Source organism: Bacteriovorax sp. BSW11_IV (genome assembly GCF_000447755.1).
Taxonomy (GTDB): Bacteria; Bdellovibrionota; Bacteriovoracia; order Bacteriovoracales; family Bacteriovoracaceae; genus BSW11-IV.
The window spans coordinates 1-21,735 of record NZ_AUNE01000032.1 but is presented as its reverse complement, the minus strand read 5'-3'; the positions used below and the strand labels follow the sequence as shown (position 1 = coordinate 21,735).

General features: G+C 38.6%; 18 protein-coding genes. 11 read left to right on the top strand and 7 right to left on the bottom strand.

The window, feature by feature from the left end:
* Positions 1–25 precede the first annotated feature (25 nt).
* On the bottom strand, positions 26–979 hold the full coding sequence (locus M899_RS17720; protein ID WP_021271146.1) for a lytic transglycosylase domain-containing protein: 954 nt from the start codon (positions 977–979) through the stop codon (positions 26–28).
* Between the two features lie 218 nt (positions 980–1,197).
* Here M899_RS17720 and M899_RS17715 point away from each other — a divergent pair, with 218 nt between their 5' ends.
* From M899_RS17715 to M899_RS09160, 3 genes are all read left to right on the top strand, one after another.
* Positions 1,198–3,264: a thioredoxin domain-containing protein gene (locus tag M899_RS17715; RefSeq protein WP_021271161.1), complete on the top strand. Its 2,067-nt coding sequence runs from the start codon at positions 1,198–1,200 to the stop codon at positions 3,262–3,264.
* Positions 3,265–3,270: 6 nt separating this feature from the next.
* Positions 3,271–4,158 (top strand): CoA-transferase family III protein, encoded by an 888-nt coding sequence (locus tag M899_RS09165; RefSeq protein ID WP_021271153.1) that lies wholly within the window; start codon positions 3,271–3,273, stop codon positions 4,156–4,158.
* A gap of 170 nt (positions 4,159–4,328) precedes the next feature.
* A complete protein-coding gene (locus M899_RS09160) occupies positions 4,329–4,694 on the top strand; it encodes a hypothetical protein (protein ID WP_021271165.1) in 366 nt (121 codons plus the stop codon).
* Positions 4,695–4,721: 27 nt separating this feature from the next.
* Here the strand turns inward: M899_RS09160 and M899_RS09155 are convergent, their stop codons facing one another.
* Both M899_RS09155 and M899_RS09150 read right to left on the bottom strand, forming a co-directional pair.
* Positions 4,722–5,417: a class I SAM-dependent methyltransferase gene (locus M899_RS09155; RefSeq protein WP_021271151.1), complete on the bottom strand. Its 696-nt coding sequence runs from the start codon at positions 5,415–5,417 to the stop codon at positions 4,722–4,724.
* A 2-nt stretch (positions 5,418–5,419) separates the two neighbouring features.
* On the bottom strand, positions 5,420–6,028 hold the full coding sequence (locus M899_RS09150; RefSeq protein WP_021271168.1) for a YiiX/YebB-like N1pC/P60 family cysteine hydrolase: 609 nt from the start codon (positions 6,026–6,028) through the stop codon (positions 5,420–5,422).
* A 170-nt stretch (positions 6,029–6,198) separates the two neighbouring features.
* Here M899_RS09150 and M899_RS09145 point away from each other — a divergent pair, with 170 nt between their 5' ends.
* Both M899_RS09145 and M899_RS09140 read left to right on the top strand, forming a co-directional pair.
* Positions 6,199–8,082: a hypothetical protein gene (locus M899_RS09145; RefSeq protein WP_021271145.1), complete on the top strand. Its 1,884-nt coding sequence runs from the start codon at positions 6,199–6,201 to the stop codon at positions 8,080–8,082.
* Positions 8,082–8,777: a M15 family metallopeptidase gene (locus M899_RS09140; RefSeq protein WP_021271166.1), complete on the top strand. Its 696-nt coding sequence runs from the start codon at positions 8,082–8,084 to the stop codon at positions 8,775–8,777. Before M899_RS09145 ends, M899_RS09140 begins: the two co-directional genes overlap by 1 nt.
* On the opposite strand, the gene M899_RS09135 is transcribed toward M899_RS09140, so the two are convergent.
* Positions 8,767–9,201: an acyl-CoA thioesterase gene (locus tag M899_RS09135; RefSeq protein ID WP_021271144.1), complete on the bottom strand. Its 435-nt coding sequence runs from the start codon at positions 9,199–9,201 to the stop codon at positions 8,767–8,769. The genes M899_RS09140 and M899_RS09135 overlap by 11 nt on opposite strands.
* 238 nt (positions 9,202–9,439) lie before the next feature.
* On the opposite strand from M899_RS09135, the gene M899_RS09130 reads away from it, so the two are divergent.
* From M899_RS09130 to M899_RS09115, 4 genes are all read left to right on the top strand, one after another.
* Complete coding sequence (locus M899_RS09130) at positions 9,440–11,383, top strand: hypothetical protein (RefSeq protein ID WP_021271149.1); 1,944 nt, start codon at positions 9,440–9,442, stop codon at positions 11,381–11,383.
* A 109-nt stretch (positions 11,384–11,492) separates the two neighbouring features.
* The gene (locus M899_RS09125) at positions 11,493–12,530 is read left to right on the top strand and encodes a hypothetical protein (protein ID WP_034728677.1); all 1,038 of its coding nucleotides are present in this window, start codon (positions 11,493–11,495) and stop codon (positions 12,528–12,530) included.
* A complete protein-coding gene (locus M899_RS17710; RefSeq protein ID WP_021271154.1) occupies positions 12,527–13,723 on the top strand; it encodes a tetratricopeptide repeat protein in 1,197 nt (398 codons plus the stop codon). Before M899_RS09125 ends, M899_RS17710 begins: the two co-directional genes overlap by 4 nt.
* 9 nt (positions 13,724–13,732) lie before the next feature.
* Positions 13,733–14,497 (top strand): Nif3-like dinuclear metal center hexameric protein, encoded by a 765-nt coding sequence (locus M899_RS09115; protein WP_021271155.1) that lies wholly within the window; start codon positions 13,733–13,735, stop codon positions 14,495–14,497.
* A gap of 3 nt (positions 14,498–14,500) precedes the next feature.
* Here M899_RS09115 and M899_RS09110 read toward each other — a convergent pair whose 3' ends face one another.
* The 3 genes from M899_RS09110 to M899_RS09100 form a co-directional block, all read right to left on the bottom strand.
* A complete protein-coding gene (locus M899_RS09110; RefSeq protein WP_034728675.1) occupies positions 14,501–14,983 on the bottom strand; it encodes a PaaI family thioesterase in 483 nt (160 codons plus the stop codon).
* 65 nt (positions 14,984–15,048) lie between these two features.
* Positions 15,049–15,843, bottom strand: coding sequence for a pyrroline-5-carboxylate reductase (gene proC / locus M899_RS09105; RefSeq protein ID WP_021271163.1), 795 nt, complete (start codon positions 15,841–15,843; stop codon positions 15,049–15,051).
* 8 nt (positions 15,844–15,851) lie between these two features.
* Positions 15,852–20,024, bottom strand: a complete 4,173-nt coding sequence (locus tag M899_RS09100; RefSeq protein WP_196801748.1) for a bifunctional proline dehydrogenase/L-glutamate gamma-semialdehyde dehydrogenase — start codon at positions 20,022–20,024, stop codon at positions 15,852–15,854.
* 185 nt (positions 20,025–20,209) lie between these two features.
* On the opposite strand from M899_RS09100, the gene M899_RS09095 reads away from it, so the two are divergent.
* A complete protein-coding gene (locus tag M899_RS09095) occupies positions 20,210–20,572 on the top strand; it encodes a response regulator (RefSeq protein ID WP_021271162.1) in 363 nt (120 codons plus the stop codon).
* Positions 20,569–21,720, top strand: a complete 1,152-nt coding sequence (locus M899_RS09090; RefSeq protein ID WP_021271152.1) for a hypothetical protein — start codon at positions 20,569–20,571, stop codon at positions 21,718–21,720. Before M899_RS09095 ends, M899_RS09090 begins: the two co-directional genes overlap by 4 nt.
* Positions 21,721–21,735: the final 15 nt, after the last annotated feature.

Sequence of the window (21,735 nt, the reverse complement as noted above, 5' to 3'; positions counted from 1 at the left end):
CGAAAAAAATAGACGCTACGTGCTTTTAATTGATGATGTGCGACGCACTAACTGGACTTAGGAAAGCGTAGAGCGAGGTTTTAAGAATTTTATCTGTTTTTTCTTTGGCCTGTGGCACGAAGAATTTCACACCGTGGATTGGCTCCTGCACGACATATGTAAGTTCGTAGGGCCTTGGCATATTTTGTACTTCACTGCGGTATATTGAAGTTAATCTTTTATAATTCTTTCTCACTTTTGTGAGATAAAGATTTTTCTTACCCACTGGCCTGCCATTTTTGAGAGAGATTCGTACAAAAGCTGGTCCCATATTATAGGCAACAGTGGCATGCATCGAGTTTCCACTAAATTTATTGTGAAGATAATTTAAGTAGAAAGCACCATATTCGATATTTCTTTTTGGAGTACGAATATATTTTTTAACGTTCTTTTTTGGAAAATCGTGAGTAAGTTTTCCTGCAATGTACTTTGCAGTAGAAGGCATTACTTGCATAAGACCTTGAGCGTAGACATGACTTTCAGCGTTTGGATTAAAGTGGCTCTCAGTCCACATGATTGCCAAAAGCCAAAAAGGATCTATTTGATACTTACTCGCGGCCTTAAGGGCATCATCAATGAAAGGGATAGAGGCCCTTCTTAGTTTTGCAGGCATTGATCTTAAAATCATCGATCTTAGCTCGGCCTTTGGAACTTCATTTATTCGAGAAAGATCAATTTTTGAAAACGGTCTTATTTCAGAATCAAATTCATATGAAGAAAAAGTATCGTCTATATATTCTTTGCTGAATTCTTTTACGACTGGTGCTCCAAACTCATAAGTGAGTCCACCAATATTTGCGTAGTCGTTTAGGTTTAAAAGTGTGTAACTAAAAAACGCACCAATAAAGACGTGACCAAGAAGCAGACGATAATTCTGCCATGGAAGACGTGAGGCCACTTGTGTGGTCAATAAATTGAGTTGTACCTGTAAAAACTTCATCGAAGGCCTTCTAACCTCTCCCAGACATAATTGTAAAGGGCCACGACATTTTTACAACACACAGTGGCAAAATTTATATTATCGACCTTTCTGCTCAGTTTTTATTAACAATAATAAAAATAACAAACGGTTAAGATTGCCTTTAACGAGGTGGGCCTTTTAAAATGTGGAAAATGGGAGCAAAATTTTTTTGAAGAAATTTCATCATTGGAGAATAAATGACTGATGTAACCACATTTAATCGCTTAAAAGACGAGAAATCGGCCTATCTTTTACAGCATCAAAATAATCCTGTTCACTGGTGGAGCTATGGCCCAGAGGCCCTACTTTTTGCAAAGGAAATGAACCGACCAATCTTTCTTTCAATTGGATATTCATCGTGCCACTGGTGTCATGTGATGGCCCATGAGAGTTTTGAAGATGAACAAACGGCAAAATTTTTAAATGAAAATTTTGTGTGTATTAAAGTTGATCGTGAAGAACAACCAGATCTTGATAATTACTATCAGGCCGCTTGTCAGCTTTTTACAAATGGTGGTGGATGGCCATTGTCGGCATTCTTGCTTCCCGATATGAGACCATTTTTTGTTGGAACTTATTTTCCAAAAACAGCTCGTCAAAACGAAACGAGCTTCATGGATTTATTAAAGGAACTAACAAGGGCCTATAATGAAGAGCACGATAAAATTATCGAAAACGCAACAAAAGTCACAGAAACAATCGCTGGGGGACTTACACCAAAAGACAAAGTAGAATTTCAAGGGCATTTCCCTTCACCAATGGCCGTTTTGGAAGCTGTTAAACAATTTAGAGATGAAGAAAATGGTGGCCATGGCAACCCTCCAAAGTTTCCACAATTTGCTTTCTATGAGTGGGCCTTAGAACAAATGCTTGAAGGCATGATTACTAAAGAGCACGGGGATCATATTGTAAAAACACTTGAGAACATGCTTCTTGGTGGACTTTTTGATCATGCACGTGGCGGAGTTCACCGCTACAGTACAGATGAAAAATGGCTTGTACCTCACTTTGAAAAAATGCTTTACGATCAGGCCGGTCTCCTAAAAATGCTTTCTAAATTAAGTCTAATTTACGGATCACCACTAGTTTACGATGCCATTTTCAATACTCTTGAATATCTTGAAAATGAAATGCTTGGAGAAAATAAAATTTTCTTTGCGGCCCAAGATGCAGACAGTGAAGGAGTAGAAGGTCTTTACTTCACTTACACGAAGGAAGAATTTGAAGACGTTCTCAACAATAACGATGATGAAGGTGAGACTTTTGCTAAAAATAGAGACAAAATTTTCAACTGGTTCCAAATTTCTGAACAAGGAAATTTTGAAAACGGTCTAAATGTAATCTCTCTATCAAGAGCTCACTTAGAAGAAATTTACACACAAGATGGATGGGACCTTGTAAGAAAAGTTAGAGGGGCCATCTTGAATGATAGAAAAGAAAGAATTCCTCCAGCGACTGATAATAAAGGAATCGCAAGTTGGAACTTCATGATGGTTACGGCCCTTGTCGATATTATGCAATACTGTCGCATTGAGGCCATTAGAAATAGAGCAAGTACTCTTTTCAACCATGTCATTGAAGGTGTCTATAAAGAATTTCTTGTTGCCAAAGATGGGCAAGGAATGAAGATTAGACATACAACAACTAAAGAAACATCCCTTCCTTACTTTGAGGATTATGTCTTCTTTAGTGAGGCCATGCTACGTGTTTATGAGATCACTGGAAATCCTATTTTCAAAGATAATTTTAAAGATACGTTGAACTTTATCGCTAAAGAGTTTAAATCTGGAACACATTTTAAAACAAGAGCTCTGGCGACAACTGATTTCGAACTATACCCAAATCAAAACTTCTCATTCTATGATTCATCATTTAAATCTGCGGCAGCAACGATGATTCACATTGCAAGAAGAGCGGCCATCTTATTTGGAGATAGAGAAATCGAAGATGAATTATTATCAATCTCTGAAGAGATGACTCATGAAGTTCTTAAAAATCCACTTGGTTCAGGAGAAGGATTAAGAGCTCTGACTTATCCTAAAGAGGCCTATAGAGTAATAAAAGTTCCTCGAGAATGGGCAAAAGAAGTGAACTTCATCAACTTCATTCCTTATTTCATGTCTCGCTTTGTCTTGGATTATATTGATAATGCTGAAAACCGTTTTGAAATCTGTGCGATGGGACAATGTGAGCTTTCAGGAATAGGTCTTGAAGAGTTTATGAAGTCACTAACGCCTGCAGATGAAGCACAAAATAATCAGTAACTAAAAATGAATTTTACTTTTGCCAAAGATTTAACTGTAACTGAAATAACTTCGAGACTCCCTGGCCCACTGGCCGGGAGTCTTTTTGTTGAAAAAGGTTTTCAAGTAAATCGCATAGAATGGCTTGATCGCCCCGACGCTTTCAAAGAGGGAGAAGTCAGCGATATAAATCCCCTTTTTAAAGATTGGTATCAATCTATTAATCAAGGCAAAAACATTGTTGAATTAGCAATTTCTGATCTTCACGATGATCATGAAGAGCTTAAAAGAATTTTACAGCACACAGATATTCTTCTCTTGGCCGTAAGTAAAAAAGAAAAAGATCTTATCTTGTCACTAATAGAAGGCAGTGTAAAAGTTGTTATTGAACTTGTGGCAAGCGAGAAAGAGCATAAATTTCTTCATGATTTAAATGCTCTGGCCCAAGTGGGAATTTTAAACTTCTCAACTGAGCTAGCTCTTCCCCCACTTCCAATTGGTGGGATTGTATTTTCTGCAAAAATTTTCAGTGATAGTCTCTGTGCTCTTCTTGAATATCAATATTCTCAAAAAACACAATTTGTCACAAGTGGCCTTGAAGAAGCGATCTCATCATATTTGGAAAAATTATTACCAAGTAATGATGATAATTTTCACGCTCTTCATAATGGAAAATTTCCTTGTTATAAAATCTATAAATTAAAAGACCAAAAAATGGTGGCCATCGCGGCCATTGAAGAGCATTTTTGGCAAAGAATACTCTCCCATCTCGAGCTCAACCCAGGGCTTGATCGCTTTGATCTTACAGGCAACACATTTGAGCTTTTGGTCAATAAGTTCGCCCAACTAACAACAAAAGATATTGACGCCATTATTGATAAAATGGGGCCAAGCTGCCTGAGCGTGGTCAAATAAGCCAAAATTTCAGTGTCACAATGCACCAAATGGACATAATGCACCACGCCCAACATGTGATTTCAGTAAGTTAATTTTGGCATGGCCCTTGTATTAAGAGAGTTCAACTAGGGGCAAAGGAATTGTCCTGATAAAGAGATCATGGAAGATGGAAAGCACGGAGGATGCTTATGAAAACCATCAAACTTATCGGACTTACACTTCTAGTTTCGGTTTTATCGACAATGATTGTTGCAGAAGCAAACGCAAAAACAGTTCTAAGAAAAGTTGCTGTTGAACTGGTTACACCATCAACAGAGGCCATGGCCGTAGAAACATATGATGGGGAGTTTATCCCTGTCGACTTAATGAAAAACATTGGAAATCATTCTGGAAACGCTTGGAAAGCAATCCAGGGTGATAGAATTGAACTTAAAACAGGTGAGATTCTTGAAGCAAGAAATATCAATTTCTTCTACGCAACAATAAAGGCAAAGGCCATTCAAGTTGATCTTCCAAAAGGAATCAATGAGCGTGCGCCAAGAGATGACGAATAGGATGACGAGCAAATAACTCGTCATCTTCTACATTTTTCTTAGGATAACTCTCATCACATCAGGATCCCCTTCTAGGGGATAATCACGAAAAGGCTCGGCCACAAACTTTAATCCAATCGGACACGATAGATAGAAAATTTGAAAACCTATTGATAACAAAATATCTTCGAGCTCTCGGGCCTTAAAGAGACTTAGAACGACTCGATCATCTTTATCATCTTTGTAGTAATACTTCCCATCACCTTCATAACGATACTCTATAAGGTCAGTTGGTAAATTAGGAAGAATCATTGATTCTAAAAAAAAGAATCCCTCTGGTTCAAGATGATCAAATACATTTTGCAAGAATTTAATTTTTAAATCATGGTCCGCAATCGTGTGCATACAGTGAGCATCAATAATTAAATTGAAGCGATCCTCACTTTTGAATTCGCAAAAATCGACCACTTGAAAAGACAAATTAGATTGTTTTCTTAAACGCTCAATGGCCACACTTGAAAAATCAACTCCCAAGTAACTTGATACCTTCTTATTAAGAAAGTCCAATTTTGGTGAGTCTAAAAGAGATTTTTGTCCAACACCAATTTCTAGGCAACTAAAGCTTGAAATCTCGCTCAAAAAGCGGCCTGATACATCTGAGCTTAAAAATTGAATTAGGGACTTTGAGAAGGACACTTCACCACTTTCACTGTAGGCCTTCTCAAATAGATCTTTCTTTTGCACTTTTAACGAAGCTTCACGACAAGTTGATCTCGGTATAAATCGTTGGGAGAATTTCCAGGTTTGCCCTGAGGAACATCACCATCAAAAGCTCGGTACCAATAATCCCAATTCGTCGTAAAATCCATTGGTGCTGTTTGAAATTTATTGATGAGAAGTTCATTGAGTAATTTTGCAACAAATTCTGAACAATAATAAAGTTCATCACCATTTGCATCAGTGTTATCCCACAGATAATGATGATCAAACCCTTTTCCCATATACTTTTGAAATTTTTCTACAATGGTATTAAAGAGAACTTCATTATTTACGTCTTCAAGCTCCTTAACTCTGACATAGCCGACATCATAAATTGAAGGTGCGCGCTTGATAAAACTCTTAAAATCAACTGCCCTAACTTTTCCTAGGGCCTCAATAACAAATTCCTCGCCTCTATTATTTTTAAGATAAATACCTGAGTGAGAAAAACTCCCCTCTGTTTCAGATGCGATAACATCACACGAACGGCAATTTAGTGGAAGCAGGACAATATCCCCGCTCTTAAGATTTAGGCCCATGGCCACAGAAGGATAAACAAATAATGCCCCTAAAATAAGGCGTTTGATAATCTCCATATTTTGTTCCCCGTTATGTCTTTTGTTTGAAAAAATACGTTAATTTTCAAGACTTTATATAGTGCTTAGACCCCTTTAGGCAAGAGTGCCCTCTTTAAAAGAATGAAAAGGCCTTGTATAATTGTTTAAGTATTGAAATTTACGAAATAGTCGCAGCTTAGGAACGCACAATGATCACACGAAAAATCCTCATAACACTCTCGCTATGTCAGTTGGTTCAAGGCCCAGTCATGGCCCAGCAACTTGAAGGAAATAGTGATTCAATCACGAAGGCCCAAGAAGAGTGTTCTAAAAAAGAATTTTACCAATGGAATGATTCAAAAAAGAGATGTGAACCTAAGCAAGATACTTATAATTTGCGCGTGGATTATCAAGAGTGTGAGAAAAAAGAATCTGAACAAGAAAGAAAGAGCTGCATGGAAGCTCTGGCCAGTAAAGAAACAGAAAAACTTGATCTCCAAAAGGCCGAAAAAGGTGGAATGAGCAAAGGTCTTATCCACGGTGCTTTTGCTGGGCTTGGTGCCATTAATCTCGTTTCAACATCAGGTAAGGCCTCAAATTGTATGTCTTCAATGGTCCTTGCCGGAACAGGTGTCGCAGGGATTGCGGCCGAGCTTTATTTCAAAAAATATGCAAAAGACCAAATGGAAGATCTAAAAAAGGGATTCAAAGAAGAAACTGAGAGTGATCCCTATGCTACTCAGATCAAGTCCTTTGAATACTTAAAAAAGGAACAAGAAACTGTTGCTAAAATTGCGGGTATGAGAAAGAAAGGTTACTACCTTTTAACTGCAGGATATGGAGTTGCCACGGCCATGGCGGCGTGGGACTTAGCAACGAAAAACTATGTGTGTAAAAATGGTGAAGCGCAATCAAGTGCAGATTCTAATCAAGGTCAACAAGGCCAACAAGGCCAACAAGGTCAACAAGGAAAAAGTCAAGGTCAAGATAGTGGTAAAGCGAAACCAGACGCTGGTGCAGCTGCGACGATGGCCTCACTTAAAAGTATGATGCTTCATCCAGGTGGTGTTGCAGCAATGGCCGGTATAGCAACAGCGTATACATTCACTCTCGCATCGGCCGCAGGTAAGCAAGAAAAAGAATCTAAGAAAAATGCTGAAGAAATTGAAAAGATCAAACAAAAACTTATGACGACTCTTGCTGGCTTTTGTCCTACTGGTCATGATGATATGAAAAATACAAGATGTTATTGTTACAATACAGACAATTCAAAAAATGAATCGCACTCAAAGTCTGAAACTTGTCAGATGCTTTGGGCAAAAGATGATAATCTTTTCAAAAATACTTCTGACAAGGCCGCAACGGCGAAACTTACAGCGAAAGGTTGTGTTTTTGCCGATGGTAAATTTGATGAAAATTGCTCATGTAAGAAATATCGTAATGCTAAAGGCAATAATGCTTGTATGAAATCAAATGTTGGGACAATTACTGCAGGAGCAGGTCTTCCAAATTTGAATACTATGGATTATCAAAAGGCCCTTAATAGCATTTACTCGGGAAATACTTCTATTGCCGACCTAGACAGTGGCGAGTTAGCAAAAAATGCGGCCATCGCTTCTAAGCTTTCCGATCAGGCCATTAAGAAAATTAATGCTCATAAAAATACTAAATCTCCAATTGTTATCAATGACAAAGTGTTGAAAAATTTTGCTGATAAATATGGAAAGCTCGCTCCTAAAGGAAATAGCTTTTCAACAGGAAGTGATCTGGCCGCTGGTCAACGAGCGGCAATTGGTGGGGCCATTGCTGAAAGTATCGAAAAAGCTGAAGAAAAAGTGGCAAGTGCTTCACCAACTTATACAAAGACTCAAGGCCTAGTAAACAAACAAGAAAATACAGAAGATTTAAATTTTTCATTTGATGACTCTTCTTCAGTTTCGTCGGCCAACGTTGAAGAGTTTGCTCAAAAGAATTATGATTACAGACAAAACGATATCCATACACGTCAAGATGTATCTATCTGGCAGGTTATTTCTAATCGTTATATGCAAACAGGTCTTAAGCGCCTATTCCCGGATGAGATCAAACAATAATGGAACTTAGTAAAAGACTCACAGGACAAGAGTCAGACCATCTCGATATCTACAAAGACAATGAAAATATTAAGGGCCTAGCAGTGGCCCTTGATGACTTTTACGAACTTCAAAAATTAGCAAAAACAGAAGGCCTTGAATTAAAGATCATTAGTGGTTTTAGAGATTTTGAACGTCAAAAAATGATTTGGAACAAAAAAGCAAAAGGTGAGGCCACCCTCTACGATAAAAATGGAAATGCACTGAACTATAGCGATCTAAGTGAAAAAGAAATTGTATTTTCCATCTTACGCTGGTCGGCCTTCCCAGGTGCAAGCCGTCATCACTGGGGCACTGATTTTGATATTATTGATGAAAATGCTTTGAATGAAAATCCTCTCTATAAAGTAGAACTTCTTCCCAGTGAATATCAAGAAGATGGAATTTTTGAAAAGCTTGGAAAATGGCTTGAAAAAGATATGCGAGATCTCAATCTTTTTTTTCATCCCTATGCAAGTGATCTAGGTGGAGTTTCACCAGAGCCATGGCATATTTCTCATATTGCTGCCAGTAGTGAATTTGAAAAAGAATTCACATTAAATTTTTTCTTAGATTTTGTGCAGAACTTATCTGACGACGTGGCCCTTTTAAATATTGTAAAAGAGCACGCCGAAGAAATTTATCGAAATTACATCATCAATACATCTAGGCCTTAGCTGGGATGAGATTCTCATCCACACCAATTGCATGAAGCCAATCTTTCGTTGGTGGGATCAGTTTTCTTTTATGTAAATCAAAAAGACCAACATCAAAAGTTGCAGTGCTGGCGATTGTTCCATCGGCCTTAATCATCTTCTGCTCAAGCGTCATCACAAGAGCATTTTTCACTTCTTTGACGTAAGTTTCAATTTTAATCAACTCACGATTCTTTAACTCGGCCTTAAAAGTTATATCGATTCTCAAAATCACAGGGCCTTGCCCGCTTTCTTGAATATGTTTCAATCCATAGTTGTGACAATCAATCAGATCCCAACGGGCCTCTTCATATAATTCCAAATAAGTTGCATTGTTCACATGACCAAAAGTATCGAGGTGTTTTTCAACAATTTTTAAATCATAAAAATGGGGTTTAGAAAGCATTGATTCTATCCTTCATTTTGGGCATTTTGCCTTTGTTAATGGGCACTAGTTTACCCCCATTTACTCGCAGAATCTCTAAAAAACTTGGTCGTTTTCTCTAATTTTTTCAATAAGTTAACTAAACAAACGAGTCATTTAGGCATAAAACCGACTATAAAACTCAAGAGAATGGCCAAAGTAACCGAAAAACAGACGTATAATTGTGATTAGAAGCTAACACTTTTTGATGGACCATTTTATGAAAAAGAATCTTGTTGTACTTACTGTCTCGCTGGCCCTGGTAAACCAAGGTCATGCGCGCTCACAAAATGAAAATGTAAAATATCCTGGTGGAGAAAGCTTCAATCAGTGTCAAAGTCTTGCGACAAGAGACTGGAAAAGTTTAGTTAAAAACCCACAAGATCGTAAGGCCGAAGAAAAATGGAATAAGGCAAAAGTTGCGAGACTCTTTAAAGACAATCTTCTTGAGGCCGCTGATGATGGTGGAAATACAATGCTTGATAAGGCCAAAAAGGCGAAAGAAAGGCTCGAGGCAGCTAAAACACAAGACCCTAACGCAAAATTAGAACCTGGTGAAATTGTAGATTTAGAAACATTAAAGAAAAATATTATCTCTGCTGTTTATACAACATACTACCAAGTTCAAAAATGTGAATTTTATCTTGCGACTACTTATAACGATTATGTTGATCTAGATGATAGACCCGAATCGAATTCAACGGCATCGCCGGATGGGGCCATTCGCTGTACAAGCAAAGGTTTTGAAACACAAGATTATCCAGCTTGTGTAAGGCTTGTTAATACTTATGTCGCTTCTGTATATGGTAAGCAGGCAACAAATACGGCCCAACAATTTATGGCCATGGACCATGCTATGGACTCGCAAGAAGAGCTCATGAAAAATGGGACCAAAGATATGACTCTTGGATTAAAAATTCAAAAAGATGGCCTTGAGACACAATCTAATATGGCAATTCAACGTGGTGTCATTGATGCTGGTTTTGCGGCCACTATGGGAAAATTTATTAGTGATATGCCAACGGCCGATAATCTTACGGATGACTGTATTGCATCTGGACAAAGTAAGGCCTTAGGAAAGCTTCCAAGTACCATTGCTGAAGCTGCAACTAAAGTTCTTGAAGGTGAGGAATTCATAGGTGTAAAACTTTTTGAAGAGCAAGCAATTGCGGGTACCTCATCAGATGAAGAAGGCAATATCTTTACAATGAACGGAAAAGCCGTGAAAGGGACTGAGATCGCCTACGGAAAAGAAAAGCTTAAAAAAGAATGTACTGAATTTATCACAAGTAGTGAGCAATACCTTCTTCAAAATAGTCAAAAAGGTTTAGATGCTGCCAAACAAAAAATGGCAGACCTAGGAATGAATGCCTTGGCCGAAGCAGGTAAGGCCGCTCTTCTTAATAAACAGGCCTCTGATATCGATGGTGCGATTAAGAAAGTCGATGCTTTTGAGCCCGTTGATTGGACTCCTCCATCAGGTGAATTAACAGCGGCCATTTGTGAGGCCGAACCAAACAGAGAGGGCTGTCTTGCTCCGACTTTTGGTCGCACAAGTTCATATGTAGATCCGGGGTTAAGTATTAGTGGTATTGGTGCAGGTGGTGTTGTGAACAGTGGTGTTGATGCTGATTCACTGGCCATGAATGATCCTGACTCTACTGCCATTTCTGATCAAGCTAAAAATGATTTTAAAGTCGGCTCTCTTGCCGGCAGTGTAGATAAGAGTAATCAATTTGAAAGCTCTGCTCCAGGTGCAGCGACTGTTAAAAGTGGTGGTGCGAATCCTGGTGGTGCCAGTGGTGGCGGAGGCGGGGCCGGTGGTATTGGAGCTCCTGCGCCAGCGAAAGTTGCTGCAGAAAAAGGGAAATCCGCCTTTGTTGGTAAGGCCGCCAAGGTAAGTTATGCAGGGGATTCAAAAGGTAGTTTAGGTTATAACGGTGGTCGTGGTAGTGCGGCGAAAAAGGCCTCTGGAAATGAGAACCCTTTTGATAAGCTCTTCGGCAAAAAAGATAGTAAAGATGGAAATGACGTTTTGAACTATCGTGATCTTGCCAGTGCTGGAATTGGCGGTAAAAACGGTAGTATCTTCAATAGAATCTCTACTCGTTACGGTCAGGTCCAAAGCAAAGGGCGTTTACTGGAATATGAAGAAGTTAAATAATTAAAATCACATATAAAAGACCCTGCTAATGCAGGGTTTCTTTTTTACAGGCAATCTTACTCTCCCCCAATAATTCAGCTATGCTAAGTCTTGAAACGCGGGGGAAGCTGTGCCTAAAGTTCAACTATTAATATTCATTCTAACGATGCTGACAATTGGTACCAAGGCAAGTGAAGTTGATAACTTCACAAAGCGCAATCTCGTCACAATAGATGCGACAGATATCGTCAATGAAATCACAAATAAATATTTTATTCTAGGTGTGGAAAGGGCCAATAAAAAAGTAAAAGCCTGTGATGAGAAAGTTCTCTATAAATCTATTCGTCATTATTTTCGTAACCATTATTTTGGAAAATTAAACAAGGAACTCTACAGAAGTGCAGAAGTTCCAAGAGTGAAAATTCCATTAAACGAAGGAATTTATCGCCGCTTTCTTTGGTATGATGCCTTTGTTCCAGGCATTTACGGAAGAATTTTCGGCAACCCAAATGCATCAGTGGTCAGACTATCTGACAATCTCGTTGGAGTTGATAAATTTGAGCATTTTGTTGGAAGTGGTCACAAATATTTTCAAAATTATTATGTGAAAAAGAAATCCCTTTTCTCGGCCCTTAAAGTTGGACTTCGAGCAGAAACAGGATTTATGGGCGCGGTGACAACGGGTGTTCTTTCATATGCTGACATGGTTGCAAATTTTAATGGGATGAGATTTTGGAATCATATCCTGCAAAAAAATGATGATATTCTTGGTGAAAATATTGGTCCTTATGTTGTTTGTGAGAAAAACAGATGGCAAGTTGTAAAGGAATTTGATTGGAATACCTATGTTGATGCAGGATTTGATGAGGCCATCAACTGTAGTGAGTTTAGAAACGACAGACTTCTTAAAAAAGTTCAATATGAGCTGAAAAAACTAGCAAAAGACGCTGATAGTATTTCTTACTGTCCGGCAACGAGCGAACCTCTTCAAGAGCTCATTGAGAAATATGGTGATCTTTCACCTTTTTTAATTAATACAAAAGGGCATAGAAAGGCCCATAAGTTCAAATACTACGAAAAATTATGGAAAGAACTTGAGGGCCGCGGCGTGTATGGCCCGAGTGTAGAGGCAAGCGTAGAATATCGACCAAGGAAGGAAAAACGATGAACAAAGAAAGTCTAAAAAATGTACTTTTAAGTGAACTTTTCAGCGCAAACTCATATCTTGAGCGCTTATTTCACGCACTCTTTGAATTAAAAAATCTTGATCACGATAATGAGATCAGCCTACTTTTGAACAAACTCTATTTCGATATTACTGATATTGTCGAAATGGAAGTCTTAAAAGATGAGTTCACTGATCGCACGCACCGTGAACTAAATGCTAGAGAACTACGCACTCTAATTAAAGCAAATTCATTCTTCTTTGAATCGCTTGCAAAAATAAACAAAGATGAAAAAGCATCTACGAGCACAATTGTTCGTTATATCAATACACTTTATTCTTATGCCCATGAGTTTCATTTAATCTGCAAAGAAAAAGCACAAATAGATGTTCAACTTCCTCGTCCTGCTCTAGCAAAGATCAGCGAGATTGATCCGTTTCACGGCAGTGAAGAAGACTTTGAGTTTGAAGTTAATGAAATGGCGAAGGAAGAATTTACTCCTTTCACCATGGGCCATTTGACTCTAGTTCACTCGGAGCCTGAAGAAGAAGAGTACATTATCGAAGCAGAAGAATATGATGATGAAGAAGATGAAGTCATCGACGTTCCCTTCTATTTCTTAGAATTTCAAGACGTCATTAGTACAGTAACCTCTGGTCGTGGGGTGCTTGGAATTGATGAGAAGAGAACGGATAAATATGAAACTCTTGTCAAAGAAGCGCATGAGGGTGTTTATAAAAAAGATTATGAAAAGGCCCTAGAAAAATTTTTTAAGGCCAGTGAACTTGAAGAAAATGGTGAGATTCTGACTCTTATCGCTTGGGTTTATAGTCTACAAGGCAAAAATGAACTTTCAAAATCTTATTGTCTAAAGGCGATTAAAAAAGATCCAGATTATGGGCCACCCTACAATGATCTAGGATCCCTTCTTTTGAATGAAGGCCATATTAAAGAAAGTTTAAAATGGTTTTCACTAGCTAAGAAGGCCGTGAAATATCAAAATAGAGAATACCCTTATATCAACGCAGGAAGGGCCTATATGATGCTTAAAAGCACAGAAGAGGCCATCTTAGAATTTGAAAAGGCCGTAAAACTTGCTCCTTTTAATGAAGAGCTGAAAAAGACAGTTGAAAAAATTAAAGATGGACTTTTACGCGACAGTGGGCAATCCTTTGATGAGGACCCATTAAACTAAGGGCAGAAGATGGCCGTTTCAAGAAGTGAATTAGAAAAATTTTTAAATAATCTCCTCGCGATTAAAATCTATGATGATTACGGCCCAAATGGTCTACAAATCGAGGGAAGTGAATCTTTAAAAAAAGTGGCCTTTGCCGTATCGGCCACTAAAGACTCTATTCAAAAGGCCATCGAATTAAACGCAGATACACTTGTTGTACATCATGGACTATTTTGGAAATTTCATGGGACAAGAGCACTTGTGGGCCCATTTGCTAAAAGAGTTCTTCCCCTTGTAAGGGCCAATATTAATCTTTTTGGCTACCACTTACCTCTTGATGGCCATATTGAAATCGGTAACGCCGCATCTATTGCGAAGAAACTGGGACTCACAAACCTTCAACCCTTTGGGGACTACAAAGGTGCTCCAACAGGAGTTAAAGGGGAATTTAGTGAAGCACAAGAAGCAACTTCCCTTAAAATCCAATTAGAAAAAATACTCTCACATAACGTCATCCACTCAAATGTAGAAAATAAGGCCATTAAAACAATGGGCATTATCACAGGTGGGGCCAATAGCGAATGGTACCTGGCCATGAAAGAGGGCCTAGACAGTTATCTAACAGGAGAGATGAGCGAACATGATTGGCATGAAAGTAAAGAGGCCGAAGTTCATATGTTTGCTGGTGGCCATAATGCAACTGAATCTTTTGGGATTCAGGCCCTCATGGATAGAGTTGAAAAAGAGTTTGGCCTAGAATGTATTTTCATTCCAAGCCAAAACCCAGCTTAAGACTTATTTTTTCTTCAAAGAAAGTTCAAGAGTAAATTCTGCAACAACTTCTGTTTCTGAAATATCGGGACAGTAGGCCTTAATATATACAGGCATGTGATGACGTTCTTCAGAGGCCAATACTTTTTCGACAAAAGCTTTAATCTCTTCACCTTGTTCACAAACAAAAACAGTATCACCTTCTGCTCTTTTTAAAAACTTTGCATTGAATTCTTTGAAAGCGAGAGAAACTTTTTTTCCTGAATTCATAATTTGTTTCATGGCCGATAATCCACCAGCACAATCAGCTCCAGCACAAAGGACGCCGAAGTACATTGAATTGAGGTGATTTTTAGTACGACGATTTAAAGGAACTTTTACAGCACATCTCTTATCATTTAACTCAATAACTTTAGGGCGCATGAAAAAAATAAGAGGTACTTTTGTTAAACCAAATAAACGAATGAGAGCTGTATCACGAAAGCTTTCAGGCAATGTATCTAACATTGTTTTGACTAATTTACTCAAGGGTGTTTCCTTTTTAAAAGTTACTCCCCCATTATAATTCAGCTTTAGTTTTTGGACAATTCTTTACCACGCTGATAAGCGCTATCAATGGCCGTACTGAAAATATTAGTGAGATTGGAATTCTTGAAAACTTCTAAGGCCTCATAAGTCATACCTTTTTTAGAAGTTACATTATTGCGAAGAGTTTCTGGAGATTCATTAGAGTGTGCCATAAGCTCACTTGCACCCACGAAAGTCTGAACGATCATTTTATGGGCCGTTTCCTTATCTATTCCCATGTCTGACATCTTCTCAATAAAAATTCTGGCAAATTCAAAAATATAAGCGGGTCCAGATCCTGAAAAAGGTGAAATAACATCAATTTTTTCTTCATTGTCAAAAACAACACTAAGACCCGTTTGAGAAAAGCGCTCTTGCCAAAAGTTTTTTGTGTCCGTGTCCACATTTTGAGTATAGTAAAGTGCACTCACACCCTTACCGATCATTGATGGCGTATTTGGCATTACTCTAAGAATGAATTTGTGCTCTAAAAGTTCAGAAAGTCTTTCAGTAGTAACTCCTGCAAGTAAACTGATAACTAAGGCCCCTTTAGAAATTTTCCCTCTAAGCTCTTGTGCTAATTCAGAAATTTGTTGAGGTTTACAAGCTATAACATAGACATCGAAATGATTTATGGAATCAAGATTTTCAAGGACCTCTCCCCTAACCTCACGAGCTAAGATTTCGGCCCTTGTTCTTGAAGGAGTATAGCAGTAATGCTTTAGAAGAGATTCTGACGCCCAACCTTTTACAAGGGCCTGGGCCATATTTCCACATCCAAGTACTGCTACAGTCTTCATCTATTCTCCTAAATATCAAGCTCTAATGGAGCTCCATGTCTCATAACGTTTACTGCGAATGAGCGCACTAGAACATAGCGAGAAGCAAGACGTTTAAAGTCTAGGGCCTCTGGCGAATCGAATACAGTATGGAACTTTTTCATATGACGAGTATTATCTTTATCAGTGAAAATATCTCCACTCATAAACCACTTCGTCTTTTCAAGATTTGCATCAAGAATAACGACTTCTACATGCTCATCTTTAACGGCTTCAAAAGTATTCTTTTCACTAGCAAGAAAGACATCAAAGTTGTTTTTTGAAAGACCATTAGAAATAAAAATATCGTTGAACTGCATCCACCAATTGTAGGCCATCTCGTTACGACATAGAACAGTTACTCCAACACCTAAAGTCAGGGCCATGATAACATCAGCAATGGTCCCAAATTCTGGTCTAGCATTGTATGAGATAACAACGGCCTGTCCTCTCGTTTGTGTAAAATCATTGAACGAAAGTTGTCCTGGAATTTTTCTATTATGATGAGGCTTACGAATGAAATCAGAAGCGTGGTTTGTAATCCACTTATTCATCTTCTTGAAGACTTTCTTTTGCTCACCGTAAATACCTTGGAATAGTGATTCAAAATTATTTTCAATTTCATTTAGAGAACTCACGATACGTGCAAGTCTATTCTCTACAGAAAGCTTACTCTTTCTTGCAAGATCAAAAGAATAATCACTCCCCGTTGTCTCAGCAATTATTTCAGAAAGACCTTCGAAGGCACGAGTCACGTGAAAGCTAGGAATGTAGCCACGTCCACCGGCCTTAGGCCCAGTACCAGACATTTTAAAACCACCGAATGGTTCGATGGCAACACGAGCACCAGTGATTGATCTATTGATATAGATATTCCCATTTTCCATTCTCTCACTTAGATAATCGATATCATCTTGTGATTGACTGAAAATACCACCCGTAAGGGCATAGTCAGTTGAGTTATAAACTTGTAAGGCCTGATCTAGACCATCAACTCCAATAACGTGAACAACTGGCGCGAACAATTCTCTTTGAGAGAAGCTCTCTTTATTAAGTGCTCTTGAGAATGGAACTTCAAAAATAGCTGGACCGACACAATAACCTGGAAGGTCATCACAAGTACGATCAACAACAACTTTACCACCAAACTTTTCAACTTCAGCGCGCGCCTCTTTTACTTGAGAGATTACACGTTCTTTATCTTCTTTAGTGATAAGAGGATTGATATGTGTCGAGAAGTCAAAGGCCTCTCCTACAGCAATATCCATGGCCGCTTCTTTAAGACGCTCAACGAGTCTATCTTTAACAGCATTATCTGCAATAACTCTTGAGGCCGCTGAACATTTTTGACCAGCATGACCAAAAGCGGAATATAGAATTCCTGAAACAGTTTCATCAAGTTCAGCATTTGCAGTAACGATAACAGCGTTTTTCCCGCCCATTTCTGTAATGACTGAAACTGGATACTGAAGATTATATAATTTATTTTCGTAAAATCTTTTACTTGCTGTTCTTTCAATATGAAGACCAACATTTTTAGAACCTGTGAAAACGATTTGAGCGATTCTATCGTGAGAAATAAGTTCTTGACCCACAACTTCACCAAGACCAGGAAGATGGATAAGCACATCTTTTGGAACTCCGGCCTCATGAAGAATACCAACTAATTCTTGAGCAATAAGAGGAGTCTGCTCTGCAGATTTAAGAATAACAGTGTTACCGGCCACAAGCGCGGCCACAGTCATTCCACAAGGGATTGCAAGAGGAAAGTTCCAAGGAGCGATTACGGCCGTTGCTCCACGTGCAATATTTTCTTTTGAGTGGCGATTATAACGACCTTCTTCACGAGCATAGAAATTTAAAAAGTCGATAGCTTCATCAACATCAGCAAGGGCCTCGTCAGGAGTTTTTCCTGCTTCATAAACGATAAGTGCCGCAAGATCATTTCTTCTCGAATGCATAAGCTCAGCAGACTTGATTAAAGTTGCCGCTCTATTGATCCAAGGAAGTTTGGCCCAACGACCACAATTGAAGCTCGCATCAATTGTTTCAACTGCGCCAATAGCATCTTCTTTAGTCGCAAAATGAATACTACCAACTACGATTGAAGGATCTGAAGAACAAAGCACATCTATTTTCTCACCTGAAGTGATAAAACCATTGTCATATTTATGACCAAGTTTTGATTTGAAATTCTCTAGTGATTTTTCAAACCAAACTCTCTCATTATCTAAATAAGATCGAACAGGTCTAACATTGAAAAAGTCAGCAGACAGCGCTGTACTTGATTGATCAAGAACAAGTTTACCGTTCGCTTTATTAGCAGCAAGAATATCTTTTGCGCTTACAAGAGACACATTTTTCTTGTGAGAGCGCATAATTGTAAGAACACCTACTTGGGACGAGTTCTCCATGATACGACGAACAAGGTAGGCCATACCAACAAGAAGTGATCCAATTGGAACATAATTTCTTACAGGCCAGCCAATTTTTGCCATGGCCATTGAAAGTGCTTCATAAGTCATATGAAGACATTGGTGCTCAACAGGAAGAGCGCTTGGAAATACCTTCTCTCTTAAGGTTTCACTAAAGCAGTGATCGGCAAAATTGTGAGAAGCAATACATAATTGAATATGTGGTGATGCTTGGAAAAAGCGGTAAATCAATTGTCTAAAGTGAAGGTCTGTTTCTTCTTTATTTAAGAATTCAGGAGCATTGAAATTGTGCGCATCGGCCTCAACTGTTTCAGCATCCCAGTACGCGCCTTTAACAAGACGACATGGCATTGAAATACCACGCTCTTTTGCAAGCTCAATAACCTCTTCCAGGTGAGCACTTCCATCTCTTAAGTATGCCTGAATAACAATACCTGTGGCCTTGTATTCTTTAAGTTCAGCAGTTTCAAGAAGAACCTTGCGATAGATTTTAAATACGATATCTCGGTAGTCATAGTGTTCAGCATCGATATTGATAAAAACATCTTCTTCCATGGCAGTAAGAAGAATTTTCTTTAGCCTTGGCGCTACTAGATCGTAAGTATAATCAAAGGCCTCTGGTTTAAAATCAGAACAAAGAGCACTTACTTTAATTGAAACGTGAGCGCGATTGATACCCGCACCATTTTTTTCACCCTTTTTCACGTGAAGAGAGAAGCCTTTAATAAGTTTTAATACCTCATTGGCGTAGTGGTCGGCCTCTTTTTCAGAAACAACAAGCTCCCCTAGTTGATCCAAAGTTACGTCACGACCAGTTAGCGCAAGTTCTTTAATAGAATGCTCGGCCGTCTCAATTGTTTCCCCAGCGATAAAGCGTTTGGCCATTAGGCGAACACTGAAGCGAATTAGTTTTGCAAGGGGTGATGCTGGCATAATTTGAAAAAGAACATATTTAACATAGGCAGCAATTACATAAATTGTAGGTAGGGCCTTATTTTGTCCTTTTTTCTTTAGACGTTTTGCTTTTTTTGAGTCCTTGATCAATCTTCTAATAGATTCAAGAAGAATGCGCTTTACTTCAACTCCATCTTTGTCGTGATCAAGTGAAGGAAGAATGGCAAGAAACTTCAAAAGGTGGATTCTTAAAAGCGCGTATTGCGCTGTTAAAGAGAGACCAAAATCTGAAACTCTTTCAAAAAGTGTTGGGGCGTAATTATTAAGTTCATTTACAAGACGGTCTACAAGGGCCTTTGACTCATTTTCTACTTGAGTAATTTGCTCGTTATCAACGATCTCCACTAAATCATATTTTAATGTTGTTAGCTCATGAACTGATGGGAAAGTTCTCGCATTTAGCGAAGCGATACACTCTGCATGTTTCTTATATTGCTTAAATTTGTCACTTTGAAGAACTTCGGCCACTTGATCGAAAGAGGCCATGGCCTGCATTTCTTGAATAAGAAACATTTCAGCACCAAGGCGCGAACTTGCAATACGAATAATTTTTTGTTCAAAGTAATAAGCACAAAGTACAGATACCCCTTTTAGGAAGAGTTGAATCCTAAAATTTGCACTTTTGCTATTAAGATATATTGATAATTCTTTGAGGATATCTTCATCAAGCGCATCCGCCACAAGAAAAGTATCTTTATAAGTTTCAGGAAAGATCACTTTCCAATCGTTGCCTGGAATATTTTTTTCAATTAGCTCTATCGTAGCTGTATTCATTGATGATCCCTTTAAATCGTGATTTTCGACCATATGTCTATGACCCTTTTTCGTGAATAGTTGTGGCCCAAATTTTCTACCTCAAATCATTGAAATCTGCCAGAAATCTTTTGAAAAAAAAGCATTGAACAGCTACAATTTAAGAGTGTAAATTCGCAAATAAACAATGCGTAAGGACAAGCAATTTGACGCAAAGAAAACTGTCACTTTTATTCATAGAAGACGATGAGCAAATCAGAGAACTCACGACCATGGTTTTGCAACGTGAAGGCCATAGTGTTTTGGCAACATCGTGTGCCCAATCGGCCCTAGAGGATCTCAACAAGGTCCATTATGATCTTGTGCTCTCAGACTTTTTTCTCGAAGACACCAATGGACTTGAGCTCATCGAAAAAATTCGCGAATTTAATCAAACGATTCCCATAATTGTCGCAACTGGAAATAGAGAACTCGTTCAAGAGAGTATCACTGATAATAATGTTTACATTATTCACAAACCTTTTCGTTCACGTGACTTGCTTGTGCTTATCAATGAGGTTTGCCCATGAGAAAATTCCTATTTTATTGTGCAGTTGCTCTTAGCTTTACGGCCAATTCGGCCAACTACACCTTTGATGATCTTAAAATCTTGGCCGAACAGAAGAATTTCAAAGAATTTCTTGATCATGCCCACGATATTAGACCGACAGAGCGCAACAAAGAATGGCGCCAATATTTGGCAGATATGGCCAATGAATACCTTATCTGGGCCACAAAAAACGAAAGATTCGAACTTAGCTTCTACAAAAAAATAGAAACTATGTCAGAATGGCCTTCGCTCAAAAATGATGCTTTTTACCAACAAAGACGTGAGGCCTATGGCCTCAAATTCTTCCAGCGCTGTAGCGCAACTGAAAGCTTTAATTGTCAGCAAGAAATCAAAAGATTTTGGTCTAAATCATCAAAGTCCCCTGAATTTTCTTACAATATGGCCCTACTCTTCTCAGCTGGTGAAAAAAGCACTGACACAGAAAACTTGGCGCCATTTGTCTATTCCTTAACTAAAACTACTGTTTCTAAATTCTATTGCGACAAAGAGATTGTTCAAAGGACCTTCATCTCATCAATGGAAAATCTAAGACAGGGCAATAGCTCAAAAGAGGCCCTCGCAAAGAAGGTTGATGAACTCATCAACGATGATTGCTGGAGTGAAATTAGAAAAGTACTTGCCCCATTAATGAAGGGCGATAACAGAGAAATTGCCTCACTCTCCCACGCCCTACTCAAGGCCAAGGACTCTCTTGATCAAGAGCAAAACGACCTCTTTTTAGTGCGCTACCTTATTGAGTGGCCAGTGACTGGTGATACATTCAATGAGGCCTGGAATGTCATCTCAAAACTAGGAGAAGACTACGACAGACGCCAAGTCCTTCTAAAAAACATCAAAACACTAGACCCCCTTCCAGGAAAGCTCTTTGCCCTTGCTGATAGCGAGAAAAGAAGTGTCATCCTAAGTCATATGGTCAAAAATATCCCTGAATATGCTGACCTCTACGCTCGAACATGTGTCAATTACCTACAAGGAAAGGGCGAATATCCACACGGAAATCCAACTGTAGAGTGCCCAGAACTCTTTCAAGCAAGCTCTGATAACAACTGGGTTGAACAGGGACTTAAATTGAAGTATTCGTCGATTAAAAAAGAGTTTGCACAGTAGATTAAGCTAAATTTT

What these genes read in the sequence shown, in the direction of transcription:
- proC (WP_021271163.1), bottom strand. Translation starts at nt 15,843, where the DNA reads ATGAAGACTGTAGCAGTACTTGGATGTGGAAATATGGCCCAGGCCCTT.
- M899_RS09140 (WP_021271166.1), top strand. Translation starts at nt 8,082, where the DNA reads ATGGAACTTAGTAAAAGACTCACAGGACAAGAGTCAGACCATCTCGAT.
- M899_RS17710 (WP_021271154.1), top strand. Translation starts at nt 12,527, where the DNA reads ATGAACAAAGAAAGTCTAAAAAATGTACTTTTAAGTGAACTTTTCAGC.
- M899_RS17720 (WP_021271146.1), bottom strand. Translation starts at nt 979, where the DNA reads ATGAAGTTTTTACAGGTACAACTCAATTTATTGACCACACAAGTGGCC.
- M899_RS17715 (WP_021271161.1), top strand. Translation starts at nt 1,198, where the DNA reads ATGACTGATGTAACCACATTTAATCGCTTAAAAGACGAGAAATCGGCC.
- M899_RS09110 (WP_034728675.1), bottom strand. Translation starts at nt 14,983, where the DNA reads ATGTTAGATACATTGCCTGAAAGCTTTCGTGATACAGCTCTCATTCGT.
- M899_RS09165 (WP_021271153.1), top strand. Translation starts at nt 3,271, where the DNA reads ATGAATTTTACTTTTGCCAAAGATTTAACTGTAACTGAAATAACTTCG.
- M899_RS09135 (WP_021271144.1), bottom strand. Translation starts at nt 9,201, where the DNA reads ATGCTTTCTAAACCCCATTTTTATGATTTAAAAATTGTTGAAAAACAC.
- M899_RS09145 (WP_021271145.1), top strand. Translation starts at nt 6,199, where the DNA reads ATGATCACACGAAAAATCCTCATAACACTCTCGCTATGTCAGTTGGTT.
- M899_RS09160 (WP_021271165.1), top strand. Translation starts at nt 4,329, where the DNA reads ATGAAAACCATCAAACTTATCGGACTTACACTTCTAGTTTCGGTTTTA.
- M899_RS09150 (WP_021271168.1), bottom strand. Translation starts at nt 6,028, where the DNA reads ATGGAGATTATCAAACGCCTTATTTTAGGGGCATTATTTGTTTATCCT.
- M899_RS09130 (WP_021271149.1), top strand. Translation starts at nt 9,440, where the DNA reads ATGAAAAAGAATCTTGTTGTACTTACTGTCTCGCTGGCCCTGGTAAAC.
- M899_RS09100 (WP_196801748.1), bottom strand. Translation starts at nt 20,024, where the DNA reads ATGAATACAGCTACGATAGAGCTAATTGAAAAAAATATTCCAGGCAAC.
- M899_RS09090 (WP_021271152.1), top strand. Translation starts at nt 20,569, where the DNA reads ATGAGAAAATTCCTATTTTATTGTGCAGTTGCTCTTAGCTTTACGGCC.
- M899_RS09115 (WP_021271155.1), top strand. Translation starts at nt 13,733, where the DNA reads ATGGCCGTTTCAAGAAGTGAATTAGAAAAATTTTTAAATAATCTCCTC.